This window comes from Chloroflexota bacterium (assembly GCA_014360825.1).
Lineage (GTDB): Bacteria > Chloroflexota > Anaerolineae > UBA2200 > JACIWT01 > JACIWT01.
Genome location: JACIWT010000016.1, coordinates 1 through 24,039 on the forward strand (window position 1 = coordinate 1; position 24,039 = coordinate 24,039).

The 24,039-nt window shown below is 57.7% G+C and carries 20 protein-coding genes; all 20 read left to right on the forward strand.

Translation table 11 applies throughout. From position 1 onward, the window contains the following. Window positions 1–251: 251 nt before the first annotated feature. Window positions 252–1,271, forward strand: coding sequence for a LacI family DNA-binding transcriptional regulator (locus H5T64_10235; protein MBC7264713.1), 1,020 nt, complete (start codon window positions 252–254; stop codon window positions 1,269–1,271). Window positions 1,272–1,354: 83 nt separating this feature from the next. Continuing rightward, a complete protein-coding gene (locus H5T64_10240; GenBank protein ID MBC7264714.1) occupies window positions 1,355–2,716 on the forward strand; it encodes an extracellular solute-binding protein in 1,362 nt (453 codons plus the stop codon). Between the two features lie 84 nt (window positions 2,717–2,800). Further along, the gene (locus H5T64_10245) at window positions 2,801–3,736 is read left to right on the forward strand and encodes a sugar ABC transporter permease (GenBank protein ID MBC7264715.1); all 936 of its coding nucleotides are present in this window, start codon (window positions 2,801–2,803) and stop codon (window positions 3,734–3,736) included. After that, complete coding sequence (locus H5T64_10250; protein MBC7264716.1) at window positions 3,733–4,584, forward strand: carbohydrate ABC transporter permease; 852 nt, start codon at window positions 3,733–3,735, stop codon at window positions 4,582–4,584. Before H5T64_10245 ends, H5T64_10250 begins: the two co-directional genes overlap by 4 nt. A gap of 35 nt (window positions 4,585–4,619) precedes the next feature. Further along, window positions 4,620–6,254 (forward strand): maltose alpha-D-glucosyltransferase, encoded by a 1,635-nt coding sequence (treS, locus tag H5T64_10255; GenBank protein ID MBC7264717.1) that lies wholly within the window; start codon window positions 4,620–4,622, stop codon window positions 6,252–6,254. A gap of 200 nt (window positions 6,255–6,454) precedes the next feature. Next, window positions 6,455–9,319: a peptidoglycan DD-metalloendopeptidase family protein gene (locus tag H5T64_10260; protein MBC7264718.1), complete on the forward strand. Its 2,865-nt coding sequence runs from the start codon at window positions 6,455–6,457 to the stop codon at window positions 9,317–9,319. A 235-nt stretch (window positions 9,320–9,554) separates the two neighbouring features. Further along, window positions 9,555–10,046, forward strand: a complete 492-nt coding sequence (locus H5T64_10265; GenBank protein MBC7264719.1) for a hypothetical protein — start codon at window positions 9,555–9,557, stop codon at window positions 10,044–10,046. Between the two features lie 837 nt (window positions 10,047–10,883). Continuing rightward, window positions 10,884–11,783 carry a 30S ribosomal protein S2 gene (gene rpsB, locus H5T64_10270; GenBank protein MBC7264720.1) on the forward strand — a complete coding sequence of 300 codons (900 nt, stop codon included), beginning with the start codon at window positions 10,884–10,886 and terminating at the stop codon, window positions 11,781–11,783. Window positions 11,784–11,850: 67 nt separating this feature from the next. Further along, on the forward strand, window positions 11,851–12,444 hold the full coding sequence (locus tag H5T64_10275; GenBank protein MBC7264721.1) for an elongation factor Ts: 594 nt from the start codon (window positions 11,851–11,853) through the stop codon (window positions 12,442–12,444). Window positions 12,445–12,474: 30 nt separating this feature from the next. Beyond that, window positions 12,475–13,191, forward strand: a complete 717-nt coding sequence (locus H5T64_10280; GenBank protein ID MBC7264722.1) for a UMP kinase — start codon at window positions 12,475–12,477, stop codon at window positions 13,189–13,191. 45 nt (window positions 13,192–13,236) lie between these two features. Next, window positions 13,237–13,806, forward strand: coding sequence for a ribosome recycling factor (gene frr, locus H5T64_10285; GenBank protein MBC7264723.1), 570 nt, complete (start codon window positions 13,237–13,239; stop codon window positions 13,804–13,806). Between the two features lie 15 nt (window positions 13,807–13,821). Further along, window positions 13,822–14,559, forward strand: a complete 738-nt coding sequence (locus H5T64_10290) for an isoprenyl transferase (protein MBC7264724.1) — start codon at window positions 13,822–13,824, stop codon at window positions 14,557–14,559. A 22-nt stretch (window positions 14,560–14,581) separates the two neighbouring features. After that, the gene (locus tag H5T64_10295) at window positions 14,582–15,382 is read left to right on the forward strand and encodes a CDP-archaeol synthase (GenBank protein ID MBC7264725.1); all 801 of its coding nucleotides are present in this window, start codon (window positions 14,582–14,584) and stop codon (window positions 15,380–15,382) included. Window positions 15,383–15,402: 20 nt separating this feature from the next. Next, window positions 15,403–17,337, forward strand: coding sequence for a hypothetical protein (locus tag H5T64_10300; protein ID MBC7264726.1), 1,935 nt, complete (start codon window positions 15,403–15,405; stop codon window positions 17,335–17,337). Window positions 17,338–17,403: 66 nt separating this feature from the next. Then, window positions 17,404–18,051, forward strand: coding sequence for a cyclase family protein (locus tag H5T64_10305; protein ID MBC7264727.1), 648 nt, complete (start codon window positions 17,404–17,406; stop codon window positions 18,049–18,051). 31 nt (window positions 18,052–18,082) lie between these two features. Next, window positions 18,083–18,343: a YfhL family 4Fe-4S dicluster ferredoxin gene (locus H5T64_10310; GenBank protein ID MBC7264728.1), complete on the forward strand. Its 261-nt coding sequence runs from the start codon at window positions 18,083–18,085 to the stop codon at window positions 18,341–18,343. 195 nt (window positions 18,344–18,538) lie between these two features. Further along, a complete protein-coding gene (locus tag H5T64_10315; GenBank protein MBC7264729.1) occupies window positions 18,539–18,838 on the forward strand; it encodes an isoamylase early set domain-containing protein in 300 nt (99 codons plus the stop codon). Window positions 18,839–18,919: 81 nt separating this feature from the next. After that, window positions 18,920–20,707 (forward strand): alkaline phosphatase family protein, encoded by a 1,788-nt coding sequence (locus H5T64_10320; GenBank protein MBC7264730.1) that lies wholly within the window; start codon window positions 18,920–18,922, stop codon window positions 20,705–20,707. A 24-nt stretch (window positions 20,708–20,731) separates the two neighbouring features. Continuing rightward, window positions 20,732–21,265 carry a tRNA (N6-threonylcarbamoyladenosine(37)-N6)-methyltransferase TrmO gene (gene tsaA / locus H5T64_10325; protein ID MBC7264731.1) on the forward strand — a complete coding sequence of 178 codons (534 nt, stop codon included), beginning with the start codon at window positions 20,732–20,734 and terminating at the stop codon, window positions 21,263–21,265. After that, on the forward strand, window positions 21,265–24,027 hold the full coding sequence (locus H5T64_10330; protein MBC7264732.1) for a molybdopterin-dependent oxidoreductase: 2,763 nt from the start codon (window positions 21,265–21,267) through the stop codon (window positions 24,025–24,027). Before tsaA ends, H5T64_10330 begins: the two co-directional genes overlap by 1 nt. Window positions 24,028–24,039 lie beyond the last annotated feature (12 nt).

Genomic DNA, 24,039 nt, shown 5'->3' on the forward strand with positions numbered 1-24,039 from the left:
TCGTTCACTCGGTGGTATCCTTTCCATGGCGTGTGGTCCTTTCTACCCTTCCGGGATGGTGATGGGTTTGTTCGCCATAGTGTACCACACGCCGTTTGATTTTACAGGAGTGTACTGCCATCACCTTCCCCGGTTTTGCGATACGTATACTTGACAAAGAAAACTGAATCTGCTATAATAACATGTGTTAGTAACATAGTTTACTGAACGCTGTTAGTCTTTTGTAATCGGTCAACGGAGAAAGGGATGCTATGGCCAAGAAGCGCGCGACCAGCAAGGAAGTGGCCGAGCGGGCGGATGTCTCGCGGACAACGGTCTCCCTCGTCCTCAATCGCGTTCGTGGCACCAATATCCCCGAGGAGACCCGCCAGCGGGTCCTGGAAGTCGCCCGCGAACTCAACTATCATCCCACCCGCACCGTTGGCCTAGTCCTCTGCCAGAGCCCCGATCGCATCTTCGCCGATGCCTTCTTACCTGACGTACTGCGCGGTCTCAGCAATCGCCTCGAGCGCCAGGATTTCCGCGTCATCGTGCACTCCGTCGAAGACGTCTCCGCGCCAGAAGCCTACATTGGCCTGGCTGAAGAAAAACAGATCGCCGGCATCATCCTCTCCGGCCCTCGCTCCGACGACCAACAGTTGCCTCGCCTTCATGAAGGGGGCTTTCCTATCGTTCTTTTGGGCCAACTTCGTGACTCCAGCGTTCCCTTCGTAGATGTGGACAACAAGGAGGGCGCGCGTCGAGCTGTCTCTCACCTCATCGGTCTGGGACACCGCCGCATTGCCCACATCACCAACGCTCCCCTGCAGTACACCGCGAGTGAAGACCGCTGGCGCGGCTATCAGGCTGCTCTCGCCGACGCAGGCATTGCTTATGACCCGGATCTGGTGCGCTATGGCGATTTCCTACAGGAAAGCGGCTACCGGGCCATGGTGGAACTCCTTGACCTGCGACCCTTGCCCACTGCTGCCTTCATCGCCAGCGACCTGGTCGCCTTCGGGGCAATGGTGGCCATTAAACAGCGTGGCCTACGTATCCCCGATGACATCGCTATCGTCGCCTTTGACGACGTGCGACTAGCCCACCACATTGACCCGCCCCTTACCACAGTCCGCTTGCCCGCTTACGATCTGGGCTGGAATGCCGGCGACATGCTGCTGAAGATCATCTACGGCCTGGACGTGCCGGAACCCCACATCCTCCTGCCCACCGAACTGGTGGTGCGGGAATCGTGCGGTGCAAGGCGGCTTGCACCGCACCGTAACAATTGAAGAGGAGGTGATCTGCAAAAAGGAACAAGTTCGTTTTGGTCACTATTGAGAATGTAAAGGATGATTTTCTTAGGAGGAGAAAAATGTTCACGAGTAAGAAACTCGCAGTCGCGATCAGCCTCGTCGCTGTGCTCAGCATGGTGCTCGGTGCTTGTGCTCCTGCCCCGACACCGACCCCACGTCCCTTCCCGCGGACGCCAACGCCCGCCCCAACCACACCCGAACCGACTGTCCCGCCCAAGGACTTGGCTGGTCAGACGGTGAACGTGATGGGAGTGTGGGGTGGCGCTGAACTCGACACCTTCAAGGCCGCCTACGCCCCCTGGGAAGAGCGCACCGGCGCCAAAGTCGAGGGCGAGTTCACCCGCGACCTCATCGCCGTCCTCAAAACCCGCGTGGAGGCCGGCAACCCGCCCGACATCGCCATCCTCCCCAACCCGGGCGAAATGGTCACTTACGCCAAGGCCGGCAAACTCCAAGAACTCAACTTCCTCGACATGACCGCCCTCAAGAAAGACTACGCCCAGGCCTGGCTCGACGTCGGCTCCTACCAGGGCAAACTCTACGCCATCGCCTTCAAGGCCGCCAACAAGGGCACCGTCTGGTACAGCCCCAAAAACTTCGCCGCCAAGGGCTACTCCATCCCCACCACCTGGGATGAACTACTCGCCCTCTCCGATAAAATCGTCGCCGACGGCGCTACCCCCTGGTCCATCGCCACCGAGTCCGGCGCCGCTACCGGCTGGTCCCTCACCGACTGGATCGCCCAGATCGTGCTCACCCAGTCCGGCCCTGAGGTCTACGATAAGTGGGTCGCACACCAAATCCCCTGGACCGACCCCGCCATCAAGAAGGCCTTCCAAACCTTCGGCCAAATCGCTACAACCTCAGGCTATGTCCTCAACGGCGTAGATGGCATCATCGCCACCAACTTCATCAACGGCTCCTACGCCATCATGGACGGCACCGCCTACATGTACTTCCTCGGCGACTTCACCGAAGGCTTCATCCGCGACCAGTACCCGGAGGCTGTGCCCGGCCAGGACTACGCCTTCTTCCCCTGGCCCGATAAGGGCTGGCCAGGCTCCGGCGGCATCACCGGCGGCGTGGACGTGGTGGTCTGCTTCAACGACAAACCCGCCACCAAGTCCTTCATGGCCTACCTGGCCTCGGCCGAACCGCAGACCATCTGGGCCAAGGCCGGCGGCTACACCTCGCCCAACAAGAGCGTCCCGCTGGATGCCTACCCCAACGCCGTGGCCCGCACCTCTGCCGAAATGCTCACCACCGCCACCTCCTTCCGCGTCGGCGCCGGGGACCTCATGGGCGGCGCTCTCCAGCAGGAGTTCTGGAAACAAGCCGTCGAGTTCGTCAAGAACCCCGCCAACCTCGACGCCTACCTGGCCGCTCTCGAAGCCAAGGCCATTGAACAGATGGGCCAGTAGTCGCTGACTAACTCCCGAGGCAACCTGCCCTTGTAGGCGGGTTGCCTCGGTCTGTGTAAGTATAACAACCCAGGAGGAATGCATATGTCCGGCAGAAAAGTCAGTATCGTACCCTGGTTGTGGGTAGCGCCTGCCGTCCTCATGCTACTGGTCTACCTGGTTTACCCGGTCATCAACACTGCGTATCTCAGTTTCCTGGACAGGGATTCCAAGATCTACGTGGGTGGGCAGAACTACCAGTGGATTTTCGGGCAGGTCATCCGGGCGAATGAGCCACCAGAAAACGCCCGTCATCTCATTGGTGACTTTTACTATTTGCCCGGCGATCGGGAGACCGGCAAGGCGCTACGGAACAACGCTTTGTGGCTCATCATTTTCACGACTTGCACGGTTGGCTTCGGCCTGGTGATCGCGGTGCTCTTCGATCGCGTGCGCTACGAGACATTGGTTAAGTCATTTATCTTCCTGCCACAGGCCATCTCCTTTGTAGCGGCAGGGGCCATCTGGAAGTTCATGATGGACTTCAATCCCAATATTGGGCTCGTCAACGCCGTCCTCAAGAACTTGCTACTTCGCAATCCGATCGCTTGGCTGCAAAGAGAGCCGGTGAACAACTCCGTGCTCATCGTCGTTGGCATCTGGATGTGGACCGGGTTCTGCATGGTCATTTTGTCAGCGGCGCTCAAAAGCATCCCCAAGGAAATCATCGAGGCTGCACGTGTGGACGGAGCCAATGAGTGGCAGATATTCTGGCGGGTGACCGTGCCTATGCTGAGCACAACCATCATCGTGGTCGCCACCACGATGATCATTAACGTACTCAAGGTATTCGATATCGTCTACGTGATGACCAGTGGTCGCAATGGAACCGACGTGATCGCTAACCGGATGTATTTTCTGTTCTACGTGGATGGCCAGAATGGCCGGTCAGCAGCGGTCGCCGTGATCCTGCTTCTGGCTATCATCCCAATAATGCTGTTTAATGTCCGCCGCTTCCGGGCGGAGGAGGCAATGCGATGACCCAAAGAATTGTCAAAGCCCTGTCTACAGCACCTCTACACGCCGTCATTTTACTCATTACTTTCATCTGGACGTTGCCCTCGGTAGGCTTGCTCATCAGTTCATTCCGACCAGCACGGGCCGTCCGCGTCAGTGGCTGGTGGACCTCATTCCAAACACCGTTTCAGTACACACTGGACAACTATGTCAAAGTGCTCACTGAAGCCGGCATGGGCCAGGCTTTCATCAACAGCCTGAAGATCAGCATTCCCGCAACGATCATCCCCATCCTGGTTGCGGCCTTCGCTGCCTATGCTTTTGCCTGGATGCGTTTCCCGGGGCGAGATCTGCTCTTTATCATCGTGGTGGGGCTCCTGGTCGTCCCCCTGCAGATGACGCTGATCCCGATCCTCAGACTATACACCCAAATTGGCCTGACCGGGACGTTGCTTGGCATCTGGCTGGCTCACACAGCCTATGGGTTGCCGTATGCCATCTACTTACTGCGCAATTTCTTCGGGGCACTGCCCAAAGATTTGTTCGAGTCCGCTTACCTGGATGGCGCTTCCAATTTGACGGCGTTCTTCCGGCTCGCGCTGCCGCTTTCCGTGCCCTCGCTGGCCTCACTGGGCATCTTCCAGTTTCTGTGGGTATGGAACGACCTGCTGGTGGCCCTCACCTATCTGGGCGGCAGACCTAGCGTCGCGCCAATGACCGTGCCTATCAGCAATCTGGTGAGTTCGCTCGGCGCCGGATGGGAGTTGCTCACCGCGGCGGCCTTCATCTCGATGGCTTTGCCCCTCGTTGTCTTCTTCTTGCTGCAGCGGTACTTCATTCGCGGCATTCTGGCGGGCGCGGTGAAAGGATAGAGCCTGCAGACATATCGGTTACGTGAGGAGGTATTGTGCCTGCGCGTGAAAGCGATGGACTCTGGTATAAAGATGCCATTTTCTATGAACTGTACGTCCGTGCCTTTTGCGATGGCGACGGCGATGGTCATGGAGACTTCAAGGGGCTGATCAGCAAGTTAGACTACTTGCAGGGGTTGGGCGTGGATTGCATTTGGCTCTTGCCAATATACGAGTCGCCGTTGGTGGACGATGGCTATGATGTCTCCGACTATTACAAGCTCCTGAAAGAATATGGCACCCTGGCCGATTTCAAAGCCCTGATCGAAGAGGCTCACCGGCGCGGCATACGTGTCATCACCGATCTGGTGATGAACCACACTTCGGATCAGCATCCGTGGTTTGTTGCCTCTCGCGCCTCAGTGGATTCACCGTTCCGGGATTTCTACGTCTGGAGCAAGACGGACCAGAGGTATAAAGATGCCCGTATCATTTTCATAGACACCGAGTCATCAAACTGGGAATACGACCCCCTGAGCGGCGAATACTACTGGCATCGCTTCTTCCGCCAGCAGCCCGACCTCAACTACGACAACCCCAAAGTCCAGCAAGCCATGTTGGACATCATGGCATACTGGTTGGACATAGGCATTGACGGTTTCCGCGCCGATGCGGTGCCCTATCTCTTCGAACGCGAAGGGACCAATTGCGAAAACCTGCCTGAGACCCACGCTTATCTCAAACGCGTGCGCCGCTTCCTGGACGAACACTATCCCCAGGCTATCTTCCTCGCCGAGGCCAACCAGTGGCCTGAGAACGTACGGGCCTACTTCGGCGACGGCGACGAGATGCACATGGCCTTCCACTTTCCGGTCATGCCACGCCTGTTCATGGCCCTCCAGTTGGCCGACCGTACACCCATCGTGAGAATTCTGGAACGCACCCCTCCCATCCCCGACTCGTGCCAGTGGTGCATTTTCCTGCGCAACCACGACGAACTAACACTGGAGATGGTGAGCGAGGAAGAGCGCCAATTCATGTGGCACGCCTACGCACCGGACCAGCGGATGAGGCTCAATCTGGGTATCCGCCGTCGGTTAGCCCCTTTACTAGACAACGACCATCGCCGGATCGGACTCTTAAATTCCATCCTCTTCACTCTGCCTGGCTCACCGATCATCTACTACGGCGATGAAATCGGGATGGGTGACAACATCGCCCTCAAGGACCGTGATGGCGTCCGTACGCCAATGCAGTGGACTGCAGGCCCAGGCGCGGGCTTTTCCATTGCTGACCCGGCGCATTTCTACGCACCAGTGATTGACGATGAGGTTTTCGGCTACCGACAGGTGAACGTCGAAGCACAGCAGAACGATCCACAATCTCTTCTGAGTGTGATGAAGCGGATGATAGCCGTGCGCAAGCAACATCCGACCTTCGGGCGTGGTGACATGCGTTTCCTACTGCCAGACAATGTCGCCATACTGGCCTATATCCGTCAGTATCAGGCGGAGACGATCTTGGTCCTGCACAACTTGTCGCCGGCCCAGCAATCGGTTCCGCTCGACCTGGCTGACTTCACAGGGGTAACGCCCACCGAGCTCCTTTCGGGCCGCACCTTCCCACCCATCTCGGCAAGTCCCTATGTGCTGTCGCTGCCCCCATACGGGTACTGGTGGCTGCGGTTATAGATCTCCCCTGGCTCCAGACTTTTTGACACAAACCCCGCGACGTGATATACTCTATACCGATAGCGGAGCAGACATTGCGCGCGAGAAAGAGACAAGGCTGCCTGCTTCTTGAATTGAGAAGACAGGAGAGGTGGGGCAGTGCAAGACCTGGCCGGTGGGTTGGGTAGCCCTCATCACGGACAACACGAGACAGTGTCACGATGAGAAGAAATGCCCTGGTTATAACAGCAATTGCGTGCGTTCTGGTATTCACGGACATTGTGCCTACGACCCAGCCAGGGTCCACTGGCACGATTTGCTTACCACTCGTTTCGCCCAATCCCACTGCAGTACCCATGAAGCAAAATGTAACTGGGCCCTCATCAGCCACCTATCCCACTGCGGACAACTTCCAGTTTCCACTGTCGGATTATGTGGTCAATGGCTACTACTTCGGGCAGGAAGTTGGCACAGACAGATACCACCTGGGGGAAGACGCTGGTAAGCCAGCCGGGACCCCAGTGTATGCAATCGGAAATGGCTACGTCCAGCGAATTTACGTTAACACCGCATGTGGGGATTACGGGACAGCGGTCATTGTCGAACACCACCTCCCCGCTGGCGATCCAGCAGGTAGCTATGTAGTTTCGGTTTACGGTCACCTGCGCAGCAGAGACTTGCAAGTTGGCGTGGGCGAGGTCGCTAAAGGGCAACTCATCGGCTATCTGGGCAACTCGGATGAAAATGGTTGTTACGCACCACACCTTCATTTAGGGATCCGCAAGGGCGCTTACAGCAGCACTTGGGTGTATTGGGGCTATGGTAACGCTAGTGTGCTTGCCGATTGGCTACATCCCACCAACTTCATCAACAGCCACCAGGGAGGTCCCACCCCTACCGCCACCCAACCCCCGCCTGGCTCGTGGCGAGTGGACTACTACAACGGCAGAAACTTCGAATCATATGCCTCCACAGACTACGAGACAAGCGCCTTTATCTCTCACAATTGGGGCACCAGTAGCCCAGGCCACAGCGTGGGCTTCGATAACTTCTCCATCCGCTACGAGCGCACCGCATACTTCGGCGAATCCGGGGATTGGAAGTTCACCATCCGCTCTGATGACGGCTTCCGGCTCTACATAGACGGCCAACTCGTGGCCCAGGAATGGTGGGACGGCTGGCACGACGTAGGCCCTACCCGATACCTGACCGCCGGGAACCACCAGGTGAAGCTCGAATACTTTGAAGGCTCGGGCAACGCCAAGGTGGAACTGTCCTGGGCACGTTACACACCACCAGCAACACCTACTCGCACCGCCACCCAACCCCCACCAGGCTCGTGGCGAGTGGACTACTACAATGGCAGAAACTTTGACTCGTATGCCTCAACAGACTATGAGACAAGTGCCTTTATCTCTCACGACTGGGGTACCGGTAGCCCAGGCCACGGCGTGGGCTCCGATAACTTCTCCATCCGCTACGAGCGCACCGCGTCCTTTGGCGAGTCCGGGGATTGGAAGTTCACCGTCCGCTCCGACGATGGCTTCCGCCTGTACGTAGACGGCCAGCTCGTGGCCCAGGAATGGTGGGATGGCTGGCACGACGTGAGCCCTACCCGATACCTGAACGCCGGTAACCACCAGGTCAAACTCGAATACTTTGAAGGCTCAGGCAACGCCAAGGTGGAGTTGTCCTGGACACGTTACACGCCGCCGCCAACGCCTACTTCTCAGCCCGACACTGAAAAGCCCGTTGTGAACTGGGTTGCACCAGTTGGCAACGAACAAGTGTATCCCGTCAGAGACGAAGTAATCCTATTGGAGGTCAGTGCAACCGACAATGTGGCTGTTTCCAGAGTTCGATTCTACCGCTGGGACGCAGTGAACCCGCGGTTCTGCGAAATTGGTGAAGACTACACTGCCCCCTACCAGGCGAGTCTTGATTGCCGTACGCTAAACTACGGCTGGAATCAGGTGTTTGCAGAGGCTTACGACACAGCTGGAAATGTGTCAGATTGGAAATGGATCTGGCTCGACCGAGCTAGTCCCAAGCCTGATCTACATCCTTACGCCCCTGAGGGCTACCCCTATCCGGTTGTGCCCTCATCCATCCTGGGCACGCACGAGGTTAACACTCTTTATGCCGGCCGGCCCACCTACTTCGACTGGTATTTCATTAACAGCGGCAATGCAACCGCTTCGGGGGGCTTTTACGTAGAACTCTGGGTGGATAACACGAGACACATACGTTATCCTTATTCTGATTACTGTGTCGGCTGCTGGGGAGGATTCGATGATTGGGCCATAGTCATCAACACATCCGGTTGGCACACGGTCCGGTTGAGCGTGGACCCCGACAACACAGTACATGAGTCAAACGAGAACAACAATGTCTGGGAAAGTCAATTCTACTGGGAAAGTGTAGCAACGCTAACCGCTACTCCCACTTGGACCCGGACGCCGACATCTACTCCAACCCGCACTCGGACACCAACAGTTACACCGACCAAAACAAATACCCCTACTCGTACACCGACCAACACGTCCACCCCCACGTTTACTCCGACCAAAACGCTCACGCACACACCAACGCGCACATCTACGCCGGTTAGGACTAATACGTCTACCTGCACACCGACCAAGACGTCCACCCCAATGTTTACTCCGACTGCCACGCCCCCACAGACGCCAACACGCACATCTACACTAACCAGGACGCCCACGGTGACACCCACCTTGTCCAACCAGCCATACTATGTGGACGTGATCGCCCATCCGTCGAACATACCCGCTGATGGCCTCTCCATATCCACAGTGTCGGCGTTGGTGCAAGATGAGGAAGGCAATTCTGTCCGAGATGGCACGCTTATTGGGTTTACTACGAACTTTGGAATGTGGGTCGAGACTGGCACGACCGTTTACACCAGTGCGACCAAAAGCGGCATTGCGATCGCACATCTGCGGGCTGACACGGTTCCGCGCACCGCCGAAGTCTGGGCCTATACAGAGAATGGTCGTGGCGATTTCACCTACGTGATCTTCCAAGCGTTGTTGAAGGTGTACCTGCCGGTTATCCTGCGTCCCTAAGGGGCTCGCCGTGCAGAGATGACCTCAATTCAAGATCCCAGATAGTGATAGTACAGCGCTTAGAGCAGTCTATATGTGGGGGTAGTGGTCATCTACCCCTAGTTCATTTCTCAACTTTTTGACACAAACTCCACGACGTGATATACTCTGCACCGATAGCGGAGCAAACATTGCGCGCGAGAAGGGGACAAGGCCGCCTGCCCTGTCTATGAAACCACAAGGAGGTCGAGACCAAATGGACGCCGCACAGAAAAGTTCGATTCGGACCTGGGCAATCATCATGATCGTGTACGTCATCGCGGCGGCTGTTGTGCTGTTTTTGCTGTGGCAGGTGTTGGTTCCGGCCTGGCCCAAGGCCTCCGTGTTTGCCAACGTGCTCATCACGGCGGCAGCGGCCATTGCCTGCACCGCCTTCGGCTATTTCGCCGGCTTTTACCTGCTCAACGCGGAGAACATGCAGAAATTGGCCACCGCCATTGGCGGGTTCGTGAGTGGTATCACAGTGGCCAAGTTCGAGGAGTGGCGCAACGCCATCGCCGCAACCGTTAACCCCGAGATGTCCGCAGTCTTAGGGGCAATCATCGTGTTGGGGGTGGGCGGCCTGGTGGTAGGCATCTGGGCGGGAGCCAACGCCAAGAAGCAAGTCGAAGGGGTCGAACGGGGTCTTGTTCCAGAACCCGGTCCCAGTCGTGGGTTGCTCGATATCACTCGCGAGGCCTTTCGCTAAACACTATTTCTGCGAGGCACGGCAGAAGTCCCGTCGCGCTTATGGCATAGGCGCGATTTGTATCAGTCGTGGTGGGGGTCGCGGCTCAGCGTAGCATGGCCGGAGACGATCCGGAACATACGGCCCGCCGTTCTCTGATTGGAGAACGGCGGGCTTTCTCGTTCCCGGGCGATGCCTGTAGGGGGGACAGGTCTGAGACCTGCCCCTACCTGGGCGATCGTTGCCAACCCATCTGCGTCGGATTTGTTTCTGTGCCTGGAAGGGCGGTGTAGGGGCATTCCTTGTGGATGCCTCTGTCCCCAGGGCAGGCACAAGGCCTGCCCCTACAGGCTACAGGCCCCGCCATCGAATGGAATCGCCCGTGTGCGATGGATCGTATTATTAAACCCGCGGCGCGGGTTTCCCACCCCTTGCCGTCGGTTTCTAACCGACGACGCGTTCGCGGGATTCTTCATTTCCACCTGCATCCCTTGTCGATGCCTCTGTCCCCCGGGCAGGCACAAGGCCTGCCCCTACCGTGTCCATTGTTCACCGGAGAGGCGACCCGGCGGGTCGCCCCTACCGCCGTTTCCATCCCATCTAGTCGGGATTCTTTGTATTCATTAATAGCCCCGTCGCACGTGGAGGTCAAAACTGCGCATTTTATGAAGGGCGTTCAATTTGCCAAAGCAGCATCCTTGTGCTATACTATTTTTGCAGATCCCCTGAGAGATCTGCTATCCAGCACGCCTCCTGACTAGCCAGGCGTGCCACTTATTGTCTTGACGCTATGCGGAAAGCAAAGGTGGTTCCTGGTTGGGAAGAGGGTGGCGGACGAATAAAACGAAGGAGGATATCGTGACTGTTGTTTCCATGAAGGCCCTGTTAGAAGCAGGCGTCCACTTTGGCCACCGCAGCCAGCGATGGCACCCCAAAATGCGCCCGTTCATTTTCACTGAGCGCAATGGCATCCACATCATTGATCTCCAGCAAACGTTGACTCGCTTGGAGGAGGCCTACAACTTCATCCGCGACCAGGCTGCCGAAGGCGGCACAGTGCTCTTCGTGGGCACGAAGAAACAGGCCCAGGAGACCATCGCCAGCGAGGCGCAACGCTGTGGGATGCCTTATGTCAACCAACGTTGGCTGGGCGGCACTTTAACCAACTTCCGCACCATCCGGCAGCGGGCGGATTATCTGCTGGAGTTGGAAGCGCAAAAGGCACGGGGCGAGTTCGACCTGCTCCCAAAGAAAGAGGCCTTGTGGAAGGAGCGCGAACTCAGCAAACTGCAGCGGCGTTTGGGCGGGCTGAAGAACATGTACTATCTCCCCAGTGCTCTTTTCATCACGGACGTTCGCCGCGAGGCCATTGCCATCAAAGAGGCAAACACCCTAGGCATTCCGGTTGTGGCTATGGTAGATACCAACTGTGACCCAGATCCCATTGATTATGTCATCCCTGCCAACGATGATGCGATCCGCGCCATCAGGTTAATCACCTCGGTCATAGCCAATGCGGTCATCGAGGGCCAGGGTATGCGCGGCGTCATCATGGCCGAGGAGGGCGCGGAAGCAGTGGAAGCGCCCGTCTCAGCAGAAGGGCTGCCCAGGGTTTTCTCGCCCGAGGAGGAGGTCATTGAAGAGGAGGTCCCCATCTCGATTGAGGGATTGCCCAGAGTCTTCTCGCCAGAGCCCGACGAAGAAGCGAATCCCCAAGACGAAGAGCAGGCCGAGAAAGAGCATTCCAGCCTGGCATAATCTAAGAGGGCGGACTGTACTCATACAGTCCGCCTTACAGTGATAATATCGGAATCAAAGGAGAACGATGAACATCACGACCGACATGGTCAAACAACTCCGCGAAATGACCGGCGCGGGGATTTTAGACTGCAAGAAAACGTTAGAGGCTACTAACGGCGATATGGAAAAGGCCGCCGCCATACTTTACAAAAAGGGATTGGCACAAGCCGCTAAGAAGGCCGATCGCGAGGCCAAAGACGGCGTGATTGGCGTCTATGTGCATAACACGCAGAAATTGGTGGGGTTGGTGGAATTGAACTGCGAGACCGATTTCGTCTCGCGCCTGGACGAGTTCCGCGCACTCGCCCGCGACCTGGCTATGCAGGTGGCAGGATACCATCCTCTCTACCTGCGCGTCGAGGATATACCAGAGGAGGTGCTCCTCGCCCAGCGGCAACTTATCCGCGCTGAGTTGGCAGATAGTTCCAAATCAGAGGGCGAAAAAGGCCTGCTTGTGGAAAGCCGCCTTAAGAAATGGTTTGAGGAAGTGGTTCTCTTGGAGCAACACTTCTTCCGCGATGAGAACAAGACAGTGCGCGATGTCCTAAATGAGGCTATCGCCAAATTTGGTGAGAATGTCGTGTTGCGCCGCTTCGTGCGCTTTGAGTTGGGCGAATAACGAAGCCAAGCACATGGGAGAATAACCCACATGGCGAAGGTCAAATACAGGCGCATCTTGTTAAAGATGGGCGGCGAAGCCATGGCCGGTAAGTCAGGATATGGCATCGATCCAGTCGTCGTGGACGGAGTTTCCGCACAGATCAGGAACGTCCGCGACCTAGAAGTGCAAGTGGCTATTGTCGTCGGGGCTGGGAACATCTGGCGCGGCAGGGATGGCTTGGCCCGCGGGATGGACCGGGCTACCGCCGACTACATTGGCATGCTGGCCACCGTGATGAATTCACTGGCCCTGCAGGATTCGCTGGAGCGCATGGGGGTCGAAACGCGGGTGCAGACAGCCATCGAGATGCGCGCGGTGGCAGAGCCATATATCCGGCGGCGGGCTATCCGGCATTTGGAGAAGGGTCGCGTGGTCATCTTCGGCGCGGGGACCGGTAACCCGTATTTCACTGCTGATACCGCTGCTGCTCTGCGGGCAATGGAAATTGACGCCGAAGTCCTACTGAAAGCCACCAAAGTAGATGGCATATACGACTGTGACCCGGTCACTAATCCGAACGCGAAACGGTTCGAACATCTGAGTTACATAGAGGCGCTGAATTTGGGCGTCCAGGTAATGGACTCGACTGCTCTATCGCTCTGCATGGACAATGACCTACCCATCATCGTCTTCAAACTAAGCGAGCCACGTAGCATCGAGAGAGTAGTATTGGGTGACAACATCGGCACTATCGTCTGCCGATGAGGTAGCACGGAAACAACCCCTTACGATTCGAACACACGGAGACTGATGATGAGCGATGAAGCCCTGCTCGTGCTAATGGAGGCCTCAGAACGCATGGAAAAGGCGGTCGAGGCACTGCGCGCGGATCTACTGAGCATCCGCACGGGGCGTGCCTCACCTGCCCTCGTCGAGCGCCTCAAAGTGGACTATTACGACTCTCCCACCCCGCTTAATCAGCTCGCTACTATCTCGGTGCCTGAACCGAGACTGATCGTCATCCGCCCGTGGGATCCCAACGTGATAAGCAATATCGAAAAGGCGATCCTGAAGTCCGATCTGGGACTCACGCCAATCAACGATGGGCGACTAATTCGTTTGAACATTCCTCCGCTCACCGAAGAGCGAAGGCAGGAACTGGTAAAACTCGTGAATCGTCGTGTGGAAGAGGGGCGCGTGGCCATCCGCAACATCCGGCGCGACACCCTAGAGGACCTACGCAAGTTGGAAAAAGACAAACTCATCTCAGAGGATGAGTTCTACAAGGCGAAGGACGACCTCCAAGAACTCACCGACGAATACATCGAGAAAATTGATACATTGGGCCAGCAGAAGCAAGACGAGATTATGGAAATCTAACCGAGTAGGAGGAGGATGGGTTATCCAGAGGAAACGGCGTCGGCAAAAGAACTGAAGGTTGTCCCCGTTCATGTGGCCATCATCATGGACGGTAACGGCCGTTGGGCCCAGCAGCGTGGCCTGCCCCGCACTGCAGGACACCGCGCCGGTACTGAGAACATCCGCACCGTCTTACAAGCCGCCGTTGATTTCGGCATCCAATATCTCACCTTATTCGCTTTCTCCACGGAGAACTGGGGACGCCCTGCGGAGGAAGTGCGGGCGTTGATGATGCTCTTGGAGCAGGTGATCGATCGCGAGTTGGCTGAACTGCATGCCAAAGGGGTGCGATTGCGCCATCTGGGCCGGCTCGATGCCCTGCCCAGCAAACTGCAAGAGAAGATCCAGCATGCCTTGGAACTCACCAAAGACAATACGCGCATCAGCGTGAACATCGCCTTCAACTATGGAGGGCGGATGGAAATAGTGGAGGCGGTGCGCCGCATGATGCATGAGGGCGTGAGGCCTGATGAAGTGACAGAGGAGACTCTGAGCAAATACCTCTTCACTGCAGGTCTCCCTGACCCCGACCTTATCATCCGTACTGCCGGTGAGATGCGCCTCAGCAATTTTCTCATCTGGCAGGCTGCGTACGCGGAATACTATTCCACCCCTACTTACTGGCCAGACTTTGGACGAGAGGAGCTTTACAAGGCATTGCTTGCTTATGCTCAACGCGACAGGCGTTTCGGGTTGCTCAAGCCTGCGTCTTAGAAGCAGTGGGAAGGCTCTCGTTATGCTACGCACGCGGGTTTTAACCGCCGTCATCGCCATACCCATAGTCCTCGCCGTTGCCTACCTGGGCGGTTGGTGGTTCTATCTGCCCTTGGCTGCTATTCTACTCCTAGGCGGACATGAATTCTGCGCCCTGATGCGTTCCGCCGGTTACAATCCATCTGAACCCGCCTGTCTGGGCCTCATTGCCGCGCTCCTGATAGATGCTATTTTCCCTGGCTATCGGATTGGGCGCTTTGCATTAGTCGCCACCATTGCCATAGAGGCCACCCGACATATTGTCCGCAACCAAACGAAGGGCTTCTTGGTGAACTGGGCTCTCATGTTGACCGGAGCGCTTTATGTGGGCGGATTGGGCAGCCATTTCATCACGTTGCGGGCGTTGCCAGGTGGCTTTGGATGGCTGGCGTTGGCTGCCATACCCACCTGGGTATGCGATAGCGCTGCCTATTTTGTTGGCACCAGTAGGGGGAGACAAGGCTTCTTCACCACCATTAGCCCACACAAGACTTGGGAGGGTTTTATCGGAGGGTGGTTCAGCGGGGCGATAGCGGCTGTGGGAGCAGGGCTCTTTTTGAAACTGACGCTTGCGCAAGCCATTGTGCTAGGGTTAATACTTCCACTTGCGGCCACATTTGGCGATCTGGCCGAGTCGTTGCTGAAACGACAGGTAGGAGCCAAGGACTCCGGGACGTTTTTCCCGGGTCATGGGGGTGTGTTGGATCGAGCGGATAGTTTGCTGTTTGTAGTGCCCCTGGTCTATTATTATCTCATATGGATCGTGGGCATTACGGCAAGGTAGTCTTTGGGTAGAAAAGGACTATGGTCATCGAAGGGATAACGCTCATCTCGATCCTCTCACTGCTGAACCTGATACTGGCTTCGGCCAACGTGATCATCGCCTTTTCACTGTTGGTCTATATCCTGACGCAGAACTATCACAGCGCGGTGGCGAGAGCCTTCTGTGCGTTGATGACCTTCGTGCTGATCGTCTTCGCTGTGGATGTGATCACCCCGAATGTGGTCTCCACAGAGGATATGATCCGTTGGATGCGCTTGCAATGGCTGGGTATCGCCTTCGTTCCCGCCGCGTGCTTGCATTTCTCCGATACCATGCTACAAACGACCAACTCGATTTCCACTGTGCGCCGGGCTTTGGTGGTTCTGGGCTATCTGGCTAGTGGCGCTTTCTTCGCCTTGGCTGCCGGGAGCGATTTGATCGTGCACGATGGCGTGCGTATGGGATACATTGACCATCTCGCTCCCGGACCACTGTTCAACCTATTTACCTTCTATTTCTTCACCTGCGTTTTGATTGGCGTGGTGAACATCTTTCGGGCCCGGCAACGGTGCCTTACCTCCACCTCCCGGCGTCGCATGGGCCGCCTGACGGTGGCAATTGCTGCACCAGGGTTGGGAGTTTTCCCTTACTTGCTGGTAGCCACCCTGGCTGGTCGGGTTCCAACTCAAATTGTGTTGGCCCTCGCCCTGCTCAGCAATGTGGGCATTGCTCTGATGAACATCGTGATTGCCTACACCGTCGCCTTCCAGGGCGTATTCACCCCCGATCGGGTCATCAAGCACAACCTCATCCACTACCTCCTGCGCGGGCCATTGGTGGCCTCGGCTGTCATACTCGCTGTGCTGGTGATCCCCCGTGTGGAGCGTATCCTGGGTCTGCCGCGCGACACCGTGCTCATTTTCACCGTTGCCATTGGCATCGTGCTCTTCCAGGTGTTTATTAACGTCGCCAAGCCTTATATTGATCGCCTTATCTATCGCAAAGATCGCGACGAGATCACCTGGATACAGCAATTGGACACACGCCTGCTCACGAGTTCTGACCTGGAGCAGATTTTGGAGAACGTGCTCATCGCGTTATGCGATCTCCTGCGAGCACCGAGCGGTTTCGTTTTGGCTATTGACGATGATGGGCCACGAATGCGCGTCTTTTGCGGCCCCCAACGCATCGCCAATGCTTTTATAGAGAAGAGCGATGTCCGGGCACTACTAGCGGAGTTCAACGCCCAGCCACGGGAAGAAGGAACCAGCCCAGTGGCGGAGATATTGATCCGTGACGGTTATTGGCTGCTACCTCTGCGGACCGAAAACGGCCAGGCTACTTTGGGCATTCTGGGGGTTCGTCGCCGAGGCGCGCCTGACCTGAGCGATGAACAGATGGAAATCGTGGCCGGATTGGTGGGACAGGCGGAGCTGGCTCTATATGATATTCAGTTGCAGCGCGAAGTATTTGATGCACTGCAACACATTGTCCCCGAAATCGACCAGTTGCAACGGCTGCGGAGTCTGCCGCCATACCTCAGTCCGGTGCCGGTGGGGCGCGGCGGAGGTAGTGTGATCTCGGATCCAGAGTTCCAGAAGATAGTGAAGGACGCACTCAGCCACTACTGGGGAGGCCCGCGACTTACGACAAGCCCGCTCCTGCAATTGCGCACAGTGCAAGAGGCGATGGAGAAAAGCGGCGGTGTACCGTCGCGTGCTCTGCGCGCCGTATTGAAAGAAGCCATCGAACGGCTGAAACCCGACGGTCCTCGCAGCATGACCGCCGCAGAATGGGTGCTGTACAACATCCTGGAGATGAAGTATATCCAGGGCCGACGCATTCGAGAGATAGCAGATCGCATGGCGATCAGTGAGCCAGATTTCTATCGCAAGCAGCGCGCAGCCATCGAGGAATTAGCGAAGACCCTGGCAGCAATGGAACTGGAACGCACCGGCCAGGCGTCGGCAAGTTAGACCTGTGCCAGGAGCGCTGCTCTTGACAGACTACGGAGAATCGCTATACTTCGCAGGTAATTGGCTATGGGCATTTACGATCTGACTGTCACGATCTGGCCGGGAATGCCAACCTGGCCAGGAGAGGAGGACATTCGCCTGGATCCGGTGTCCCGCATATCGCTTGGTGATGTAGCCAATGTCTCTCGATTAGCCCTTGGGACGCACACCGGCACGCACGTAGATGCACCCTGGCACTTTCACGACGCAGGCCCTACAGTAGACCAACTGCCCTTGGAGGTACTGGTAGGAGAAGGGTACGTGGCAGATATGGGTCAGACTGCGCAGATAGGGCCAGAGGAATTGAGACAGGCCAAGATCCCGGCAGGTGTCACGCGACTCCTGCTTAAAACCACGAATTCGAGGTACTGGGCTCATGACAAAGGGGGGTTTCAGAAGGACTTCGTTGCTGTCACTCCAGAGGGAGCGCAGTGGATTGTAGAGCGGGGTATCCGCCTGATCGGGATCGATTATCTTTCTGTTGAGCGCTTTGGTTCTTTGGACCACGCTGTCCATCGCACTTTCGCCACACAGGGCGTGATCGCAATCGAGGGGCTGAATTTAGGTGAAATACCGGCTGGCTGGTATCAGATTCTGTGCTTGCCACTCAAGATCGCGGGCGCAGATGGCGCGCCAGCCCGGGTAATCGCTGTGGGCCCCTTGAACAGGAAATAAGAGTCAAACAACCAGAAGGAGGCAAAGGAAAATGGCTTTCAAAATCACAGAGGACTGCATTTCTTGTGCCGCATGCGAATCCGAGTGCCCCAACCAAGCCATCAGCGAGGGCGACGAGATCTTCGTGATTGACCCGAACAAGTGCACGGAATGCGTGGGCTTCTTCGAGACGCAGCAGTGCGCGGCTGTGTGTCCTGTGGACGCCTGTGTGCCTGACCCGGCCCACGAGGAAACACACGAGCAATTGCTGGCCAAGTTCAAGAAATTGCATCCCGATAAACAACCGAAATAGGGTGCCCAAGGTGGGTGGTCCTGAATGCAGCGGGCCACCCACTTTTTGTTGTTTTCTCGAAAGGGTTTTGTTGATGTGTGCAAACTTCGCTTCCAGATCGCGCATAAGAACTCTGTCAACACGGCTTGTGCACGGGCAGAAATGCGACTATAATAGAAAGTAAGATGTGAAACCATTGCCCTGCGGAGGGTGGTGATGATTAAGAAAAGACCTTCGGGCAAAAAGAACACCGTGTTGGTCACCTTCGAACTCCCCCCTGCAATCTGGGCCGAGACCGTTCACCTGGTCGGTGACTTCAATGATTGGAATCAAACCTCGCACCCTCTCAAACGAGGCCGCGACGACGATACCTGGCAGATCACCCTAGAATTGGAGCGTGGGCGCGAATATCAGTTCCGCTATTTGGTTAACGGCACCGACTGGCACAACGACTGGGACGCAGATAAATATGTGCCCAATCCCTTTGGCGGAGATAACTCAGTTGTCGTAACATAGCCCACATCTCCACCACTTCACTAGGCCGCCTGGCCTGTCTAACGAGATCTTAGGCTCTTGGGCATCGGCATGGGGCTAAAGATGAACACCTTGCAGCGCACCATCGCCCGGATGGCGCAGTTCCTGGCCGACACGCTGGCTGCGCTCACCGGACTCTACTACTCAAAAAAATACGCTGCTATCGTGAAGCGATTGGGCCTGGCAGGGCCTGGCGAGGCAGCGGATGGACGGCGCGGTTTCATCATCATCCAGATTGACGGCCTCTCCCACGAGGCCCTGCAAGCAGCGCTGGAAGCCGGCATCATGCCACACACGAGGAAAATGCTGGAGCGCGGCCACTTGCGTTTGAGTCGCTGGCGCTGTGGACTGCCCAGCACCACTCCCGCGGCCCAGGCTGGCATCCTATTTGGCAACAACGAGGACATCCCCGGTTACCGATGGTATGACAAGCGTCGTCGTACGCCAGTGGTAGCGAAAAGCCCGAACGATATGGGTGAGGTACAAGCACGCCTCTCCGCGAGCCGTCCGGGTATTCTCCAGGGGGGCCTCAGTTCTGGCAACGTTTTCGATGGCGATGCCAGCGTCTCTCTCTCCACGTTGGGGGCTATCAACGAGCGCCGCTTGTTTGAGAGCGTACGCGGGTTGGGGTTCTTGATGCTTTTCCTGCTCAACCCCTGGCGTGCGCTGAGGATGGGGTTCCTGAGCGTTCGGGAGTATGTGGTGGCGGCTTTGGAGCGTATCAAAGCCCGGTTCCGCCTAGGTCGCCCAGTGCCTCTCGTGGACCTTCATCCCTGGGTGCGAGTTTTCAGCAACGTTATTCTCTCCGAATTGCAGACCTTCGCAGTGCAGATCGATATCTACCGGGGCACACCCGCAATTTACAGCACCTACTACGGCTACGACGAGACGGCACATCACCACGAAGTCAGTTCCACAGCGGCCCGCCGCTCCCTACGCGACATTGATGCCCACATCCATCAGATTGACCGCTTGCGCCGCGCCCGATTGAATCGCGATTACGACTTATACATTCTCTCCGATCACGGGCTCACTCCGGCGCATCCCTTCGCCTGGCTCTATGGCGAAACGTTAGGCCAGTTCATCGCCCGTCAAATCGGCAAACCCATGCGCCTAGCAGAAACAGACGACGGAGAAAACCAGGCTGGGGTACACGCACAGTACCTTCTGGAAGAACTGCGGGCCATCGAGGCTAACCTTGGAGAACGGGGAGCCATCATCGCGCACGCACTGTATCGGCTGGCCGAAAAGCGTCTCACCCAACCCGGAGACCAAACGACCCGGCATGTCGATCGGGCCAATGACATTGTGGTGAGAAACTCTGGCTCGCTTTCCCACGTGTACTTCAATGTCACGGATGCACAGATGGAGTTGAGCCAGGTGATGGAGGTCTTCCCTGAACTCATCCCGCGCTTGGTGCTGCACGAAGGGATCTGGTTGGTGGCCGGACGCGAGGGAAACGAGGTAGTGGTCATAGGAAAAGAAGGCATCCTGCGCCTCGGCGTCGGCTATCGTGTTCACGGCCAAAATCCGCTACGCCTCCTACCTGAACCGGAATGGGCAGCGGATCAGATCCGGCGACTGCTGTTCTTCCCACACAGTGGCGATCTCATTGTCTTCGGGCACTATGACCCCGCGACGAACACGGTCGTGTCTTTCGAGGAGCAGTGGGCAGCACACGGCGGATTGGGTGGGCCACAAGACTACCCTTTCATCATGTACCCTGATAGGGTGCAATGGGATTTCGAAGGCGTGCGGAATGCCGAAGAACTATACGGTTACTTCGCCAGTAGGTATGGTATTGCAGAACCTCTCGCGATGAGCATAGCGACCCCCATTCCGGCAACGTAAGGCGGGACTGGAGAAAGATATGGCATGCAAGAGACCATTATTCTGACAGCAATTGGCACTGTGGAGAACGATTTCACGGACGAGGTGCCGGAGGATTGGGAAACCCGTCCCAGCCGCATCGTGATCCGGCCCGACCTGGAGCCGGCTTTGGATGGCATAGAGGGCTTCTCCCATCTGATTATCCTCTGGTGGCTGCACCGTGCCCATGGACCATTCCAGTTGCGGGTTCATCCCGAACAGCGCGAGGATACGCCCCTGGTGGGCTTTTTCGCCACCCGCACACCTAACCGCCCTAACCCCATTGCCATCAAGCCCGTACGCCTCCTGCGCCGCGAGGGGAACGTGCTCATCGTCGAGGGACTGGACGCATTGGACGGCAGCCCGGTGATAGATATCAAACCCTACCTGGTGCGTGGCGATCTCGTGCCCGAGGCTACGGTGCCGCGGTGGCTGCGCGAGTTGTGGGCAGCACATGATGCGGAGAGAAGCCAACAGGGGCTTAACAAGGGGCTTAAGCCCCTTGTTGGGCATGGTTGCTATAAGAGGAGGTTCATCTGATGCCAACGGATCGAGTGAGTTTCTACGTCAACGATGAACTCTGCGAGGTGGAAATTGGTCCACACACCACCCTCTTGGAGATACTGCGCGACCGATTACACCTCACAGGGACCAAGGAAGGCTGTGGACAGGGACATTGCGGAACGTGCACGGTCATCGTGAACGGCAAAGCGGTGCGATCGTGCACCTTCTTGGCGAAGCGCCTGGAGGGTGCGCGAGTGCGCACCATTGAGGGCCTGGCCAAAGGGGGTGAACTACACCCTGTCCAGCGGGCTTTTGTCGAGCACGGGGCGGTCCATTGCGGCTTCTGTACCCCCGGGGCGATTATGTCCGCGGTGGCACTTCTGGAGGCCAATCCCCATCCGTCCGAAGAAGATATCAAGAAGGCGCTGGAACGCAACCTATGTCGCTGCACCGGCTACGTGCGGATCATCCGCGCAATTGAGGCAGCGGCACAGGCGCAGCGTGCCATGCCCCTACCGCCCTCCATTCCAGAGATCAAGCCTCCGTTACGCACAGTCGGACGTCCTCTGCCGCGCCCGGATGCCGAAGCCAAAGTGAAGGGCGAGGCGCTCTTCGCCGCTGACCTGTACTTCGATAATATGCTCTACGCTGCGGTGCTGCGGAGCGCTTACGCCCACGCCCGACTGCTGAAGGTGGATACGTCCAGGGCGAAAAGCATGCCCGGCGTGGTAGCGGTGCTCACGGCAGAGGACGTGCCGGGCTCAAAGGTGCACGGTGTCTCACGGCCCGACTGGCCTGTGCTGGCCTACGACAAGGTTCGTTACGTGGGTGATGCGGTGGCATTGGTACTCGCGGAGACAGAGGCCCAGGCGCGGGCAGCCACAGAGGCGATTGCCGTGGAGTACGAGCCCCTGCCAGTGGTATCCTCGCCTGAGGAGGCAATAGCCCCCGACGCTCCGCAGATCCACGAAGGCGGCAACCTGCTCAAACACATCGAAGTGCGACGCGGAGACGTGGCGGCGGGCTTCGCCAGTGCCGATGTGGTGATCGAGCGCGAGTACCGCACCCCCACCACTGAGCACGCTTTCCTGGAGCCAGAGGCGGCTGTGGCCCGCTTGGATGAGCATGGGACGCTGGTGCTCTATGTCGGCTCACAGATACCCTTTGCGGACCGGCGCCAGGTGGCAGCATCGCTGGGCATCCCCGAAGAGCAGGTGCGCGTGGTGCACACCTGGGTAGGTGGTGCCTTCGGCGGCAAGGAGGATATCGCGGGCCAGATTCACGCTGCACTCGGGGCCTGGGTTACTCACCGCCCGGTCAAATTGGTCTATTCGCGCCAGGAGTCTATCATCAGCCATCCCAAACGCCACGCCACTGTGATCCGGCTTAAGACAGGCGCAAGGCGAGACGGCAGGCTAGTCGCCCTGGAAGCCCACATCTTGGGTGATACGGGGGCATACGCCTCTCTGGGCGAACACGTCATGACTCGCACCGCCACCCATGCCGCCGGGCCCTATGATGTCCCTAACGTTTTCATCGAGTGCAATGCGATGTACACCAATAACCCTCCCGCTGGGGCCTTCCGCGGCTTCGGCGTGCCCCAGTCGAATTTTGCCATCGAGAGCCAGATGGACATCTTAGCGGAGGAATTGGGCCTCTCGCCGTTTGCTATCCGGCGCATCAACGCCCTGCGCGTTGGGGGGACGACGGCGACCGGCCAGGTACTTCGAGAGAGCGTGGGCCTTATGGAGACGATAGACCGGGTCGAGGCAGAGATGGCGAAATATCCCACACCGGAGCCGAACGGTGAGTGGCGACGAGGGTGGGGCATAGCCTGTGCCTACAAAAATGTGGGGTTAGGCGGTGGCGTGGATGACAGCGCAGGGGCTGTGGTAGAGATTGATGAGGAAGGGAACGTATCCATATATACCGGAGCCGCCGAAGTAGGCCAGGGATTGCCGGTCATATTACCGCAGATTGTGGCCGAAGAATTGGGCGTGGATTACCGCCAGGTCAAGGTCGTCCTGGGCGACACCGCGCTGACGCCCGACGGTGGTCCCACCACCGCCTCGCGCCAGAGCTTCATCACCGGCAATGCCGTGCGCAGGGCCGCCATTCAGGCCCGCGAATCGTTGTCCGGCGCAGTGGCAGAGGCCTGGGATGTGCCGCCAGCGATGTTGGTCTTCGCTGACGGACAGGTGCGGGCCGGGGAGCGGACGATGTCGCTGGCCGAGGCAGCCAGGTTGGCCAAGGCCGAGGGCCGGTCCCTGCGCGCCCATGCCTCTTATACCCCGCCCAAGACGGTCCCCCTGGGTCAGCCAGGCGATATGCATTTCGCCTTTGGCTACGCCACCCAGGCTGCTGAGGTGGAGGTCAACGTCCGAACCGGCGAGGTGCGTGTGCGGCGGGTCATCGCCGCCCACGACGTAGGTCGGGCGCTCAATCCCATAGCAGTGAGCGGACAGATTGAGGGGGGTGTGGTGATGGGCATTGGCCAGGCGCTATTGGAAGAACTGGTGTTGCACCAAGGAGTGCCTCAGAACACCAACCTGCGGACTTACCGCATTCCCACTGTCACAGATGTGCCGGAAATAGTCCCCATCCTGGTCGAAGATCCCGCTGCCGATGGGCCCTACGGGGCGAAAGGCGTGGGGGAGATACCCTCCATCCCCACCGCAGCCGCGATCATCAACGCCATTTACCACGCTTGCGGGGCCCGGGTGTACCGCTTGCCCGCCACGCCAGAACGAGTGCGAGAGGCGCTATCCGCTGCGGGAGCAAGGTCCAAACCAGCATAGGAGAGAGGCGAC

Excerpts from the sequence above, each read along its gene's own strand:
- H5T64_10235 (MBC7264713.1), top strand. The coding sequence starts at position 252 with ATGGCCAAGAAGCGCGCGACCAGCAAGGAAGTGGCCGAGCGGGCGGAT.
- H5T64_10240 (MBC7264714.1), top strand. The coding sequence starts at position 1,355 with ATGTTCACGAGTAAGAAACTCGCAGTCGCGATCAGCCTCGTCGCTGTG.
- H5T64_10245 (MBC7264715.1), top strand. The coding sequence starts at position 2,801 with ATGTCCGGCAGAAAAGTCAGTATCGTACCCTGGTTGTGGGTAGCGCCT.
- H5T64_10250 (MBC7264716.1), top strand. The coding sequence starts at position 3,733 with ATGACCCAAAGAATTGTCAAAGCCCTGTCTACAGCACCTCTACACGCC.
- H5T64_10260 (MBC7264718.1), top strand. The coding sequence starts at position 6,455 with ATGAGAAGAAATGCCCTGGTTATAACAGCAATTGCGTGCGTTCTGGTA.
- H5T64_10265 (MBC7264719.1), top strand. The coding sequence starts at position 9,555 with ATGGACGCCGCACAGAAAAGTTCGATTCGGACCTGGGCAATCATCATG.
- H5T64_10275 (MBC7264721.1), top strand. The coding sequence starts at position 11,851 with ATGAACATCACGACCGACATGGTCAAACAACTCCGCGAAATGACCGGC.
- H5T64_10280 (MBC7264722.1), top strand. The coding sequence starts at position 12,475 with ATGGCGAAGGTCAAATACAGGCGCATCTTGTTAAAGATGGGCGGCGAA.
- frr (MBC7264723.1), top strand. The coding sequence starts at position 13,237 with ATGATGAGCGATGAAGCCCTGCTCGTGCTAATGGAGGCCTCAGAACGC.
- H5T64_10290 (MBC7264724.1), top strand. The coding sequence starts at position 13,822 with ATGGGTTATCCAGAGGAAACGGCGTCGGCAAAAGAACTGAAGGTTGTC.
- H5T64_10295 (MBC7264725.1), top strand. The coding sequence starts at position 14,582 with ATGCTACGCACGCGGGTTTTAACCGCCGTCATCGCCATACCCATAGTC.
- H5T64_10300 (MBC7264726.1), top strand. The coding sequence starts at position 15,403 with ATGGTCATCGAAGGGATAACGCTCATCTCGATCCTCTCACTGCTGAAC.
- H5T64_10305 (MBC7264727.1), top strand. The coding sequence starts at position 17,404 with ATGGGCATTTACGATCTGACTGTCACGATCTGGCCGGGAATGCCAACC.
- H5T64_10310 (MBC7264728.1), top strand. The coding sequence starts at position 18,083 with ATGGCTTTCAAAATCACAGAGGACTGCATTTCTTGTGCCGCATGCGAA.
- H5T64_10315 (MBC7264729.1), top strand. The coding sequence starts at position 18,539 with ATGATTAAGAAAAGACCTTCGGGCAAAAAGAACACCGTGTTGGTCACC.
- H5T64_10320 (MBC7264730.1), top strand. The coding sequence starts at position 18,920 with ATGAACACCTTGCAGCGCACCATCGCCCGGATGGCGCAGTTCCTGGCC.
- tsaA (MBC7264731.1), top strand. The coding sequence starts at position 20,732 with ATGCAAGAGACCATTATTCTGACAGCAATTGGCACTGTGGAGAACGAT.
- H5T64_10330 (MBC7264732.1), top strand. The coding sequence starts at position 21,265 with ATGCCAACGGATCGAGTGAGTTTCTACGTCAACGATGAACTCTGCGAG.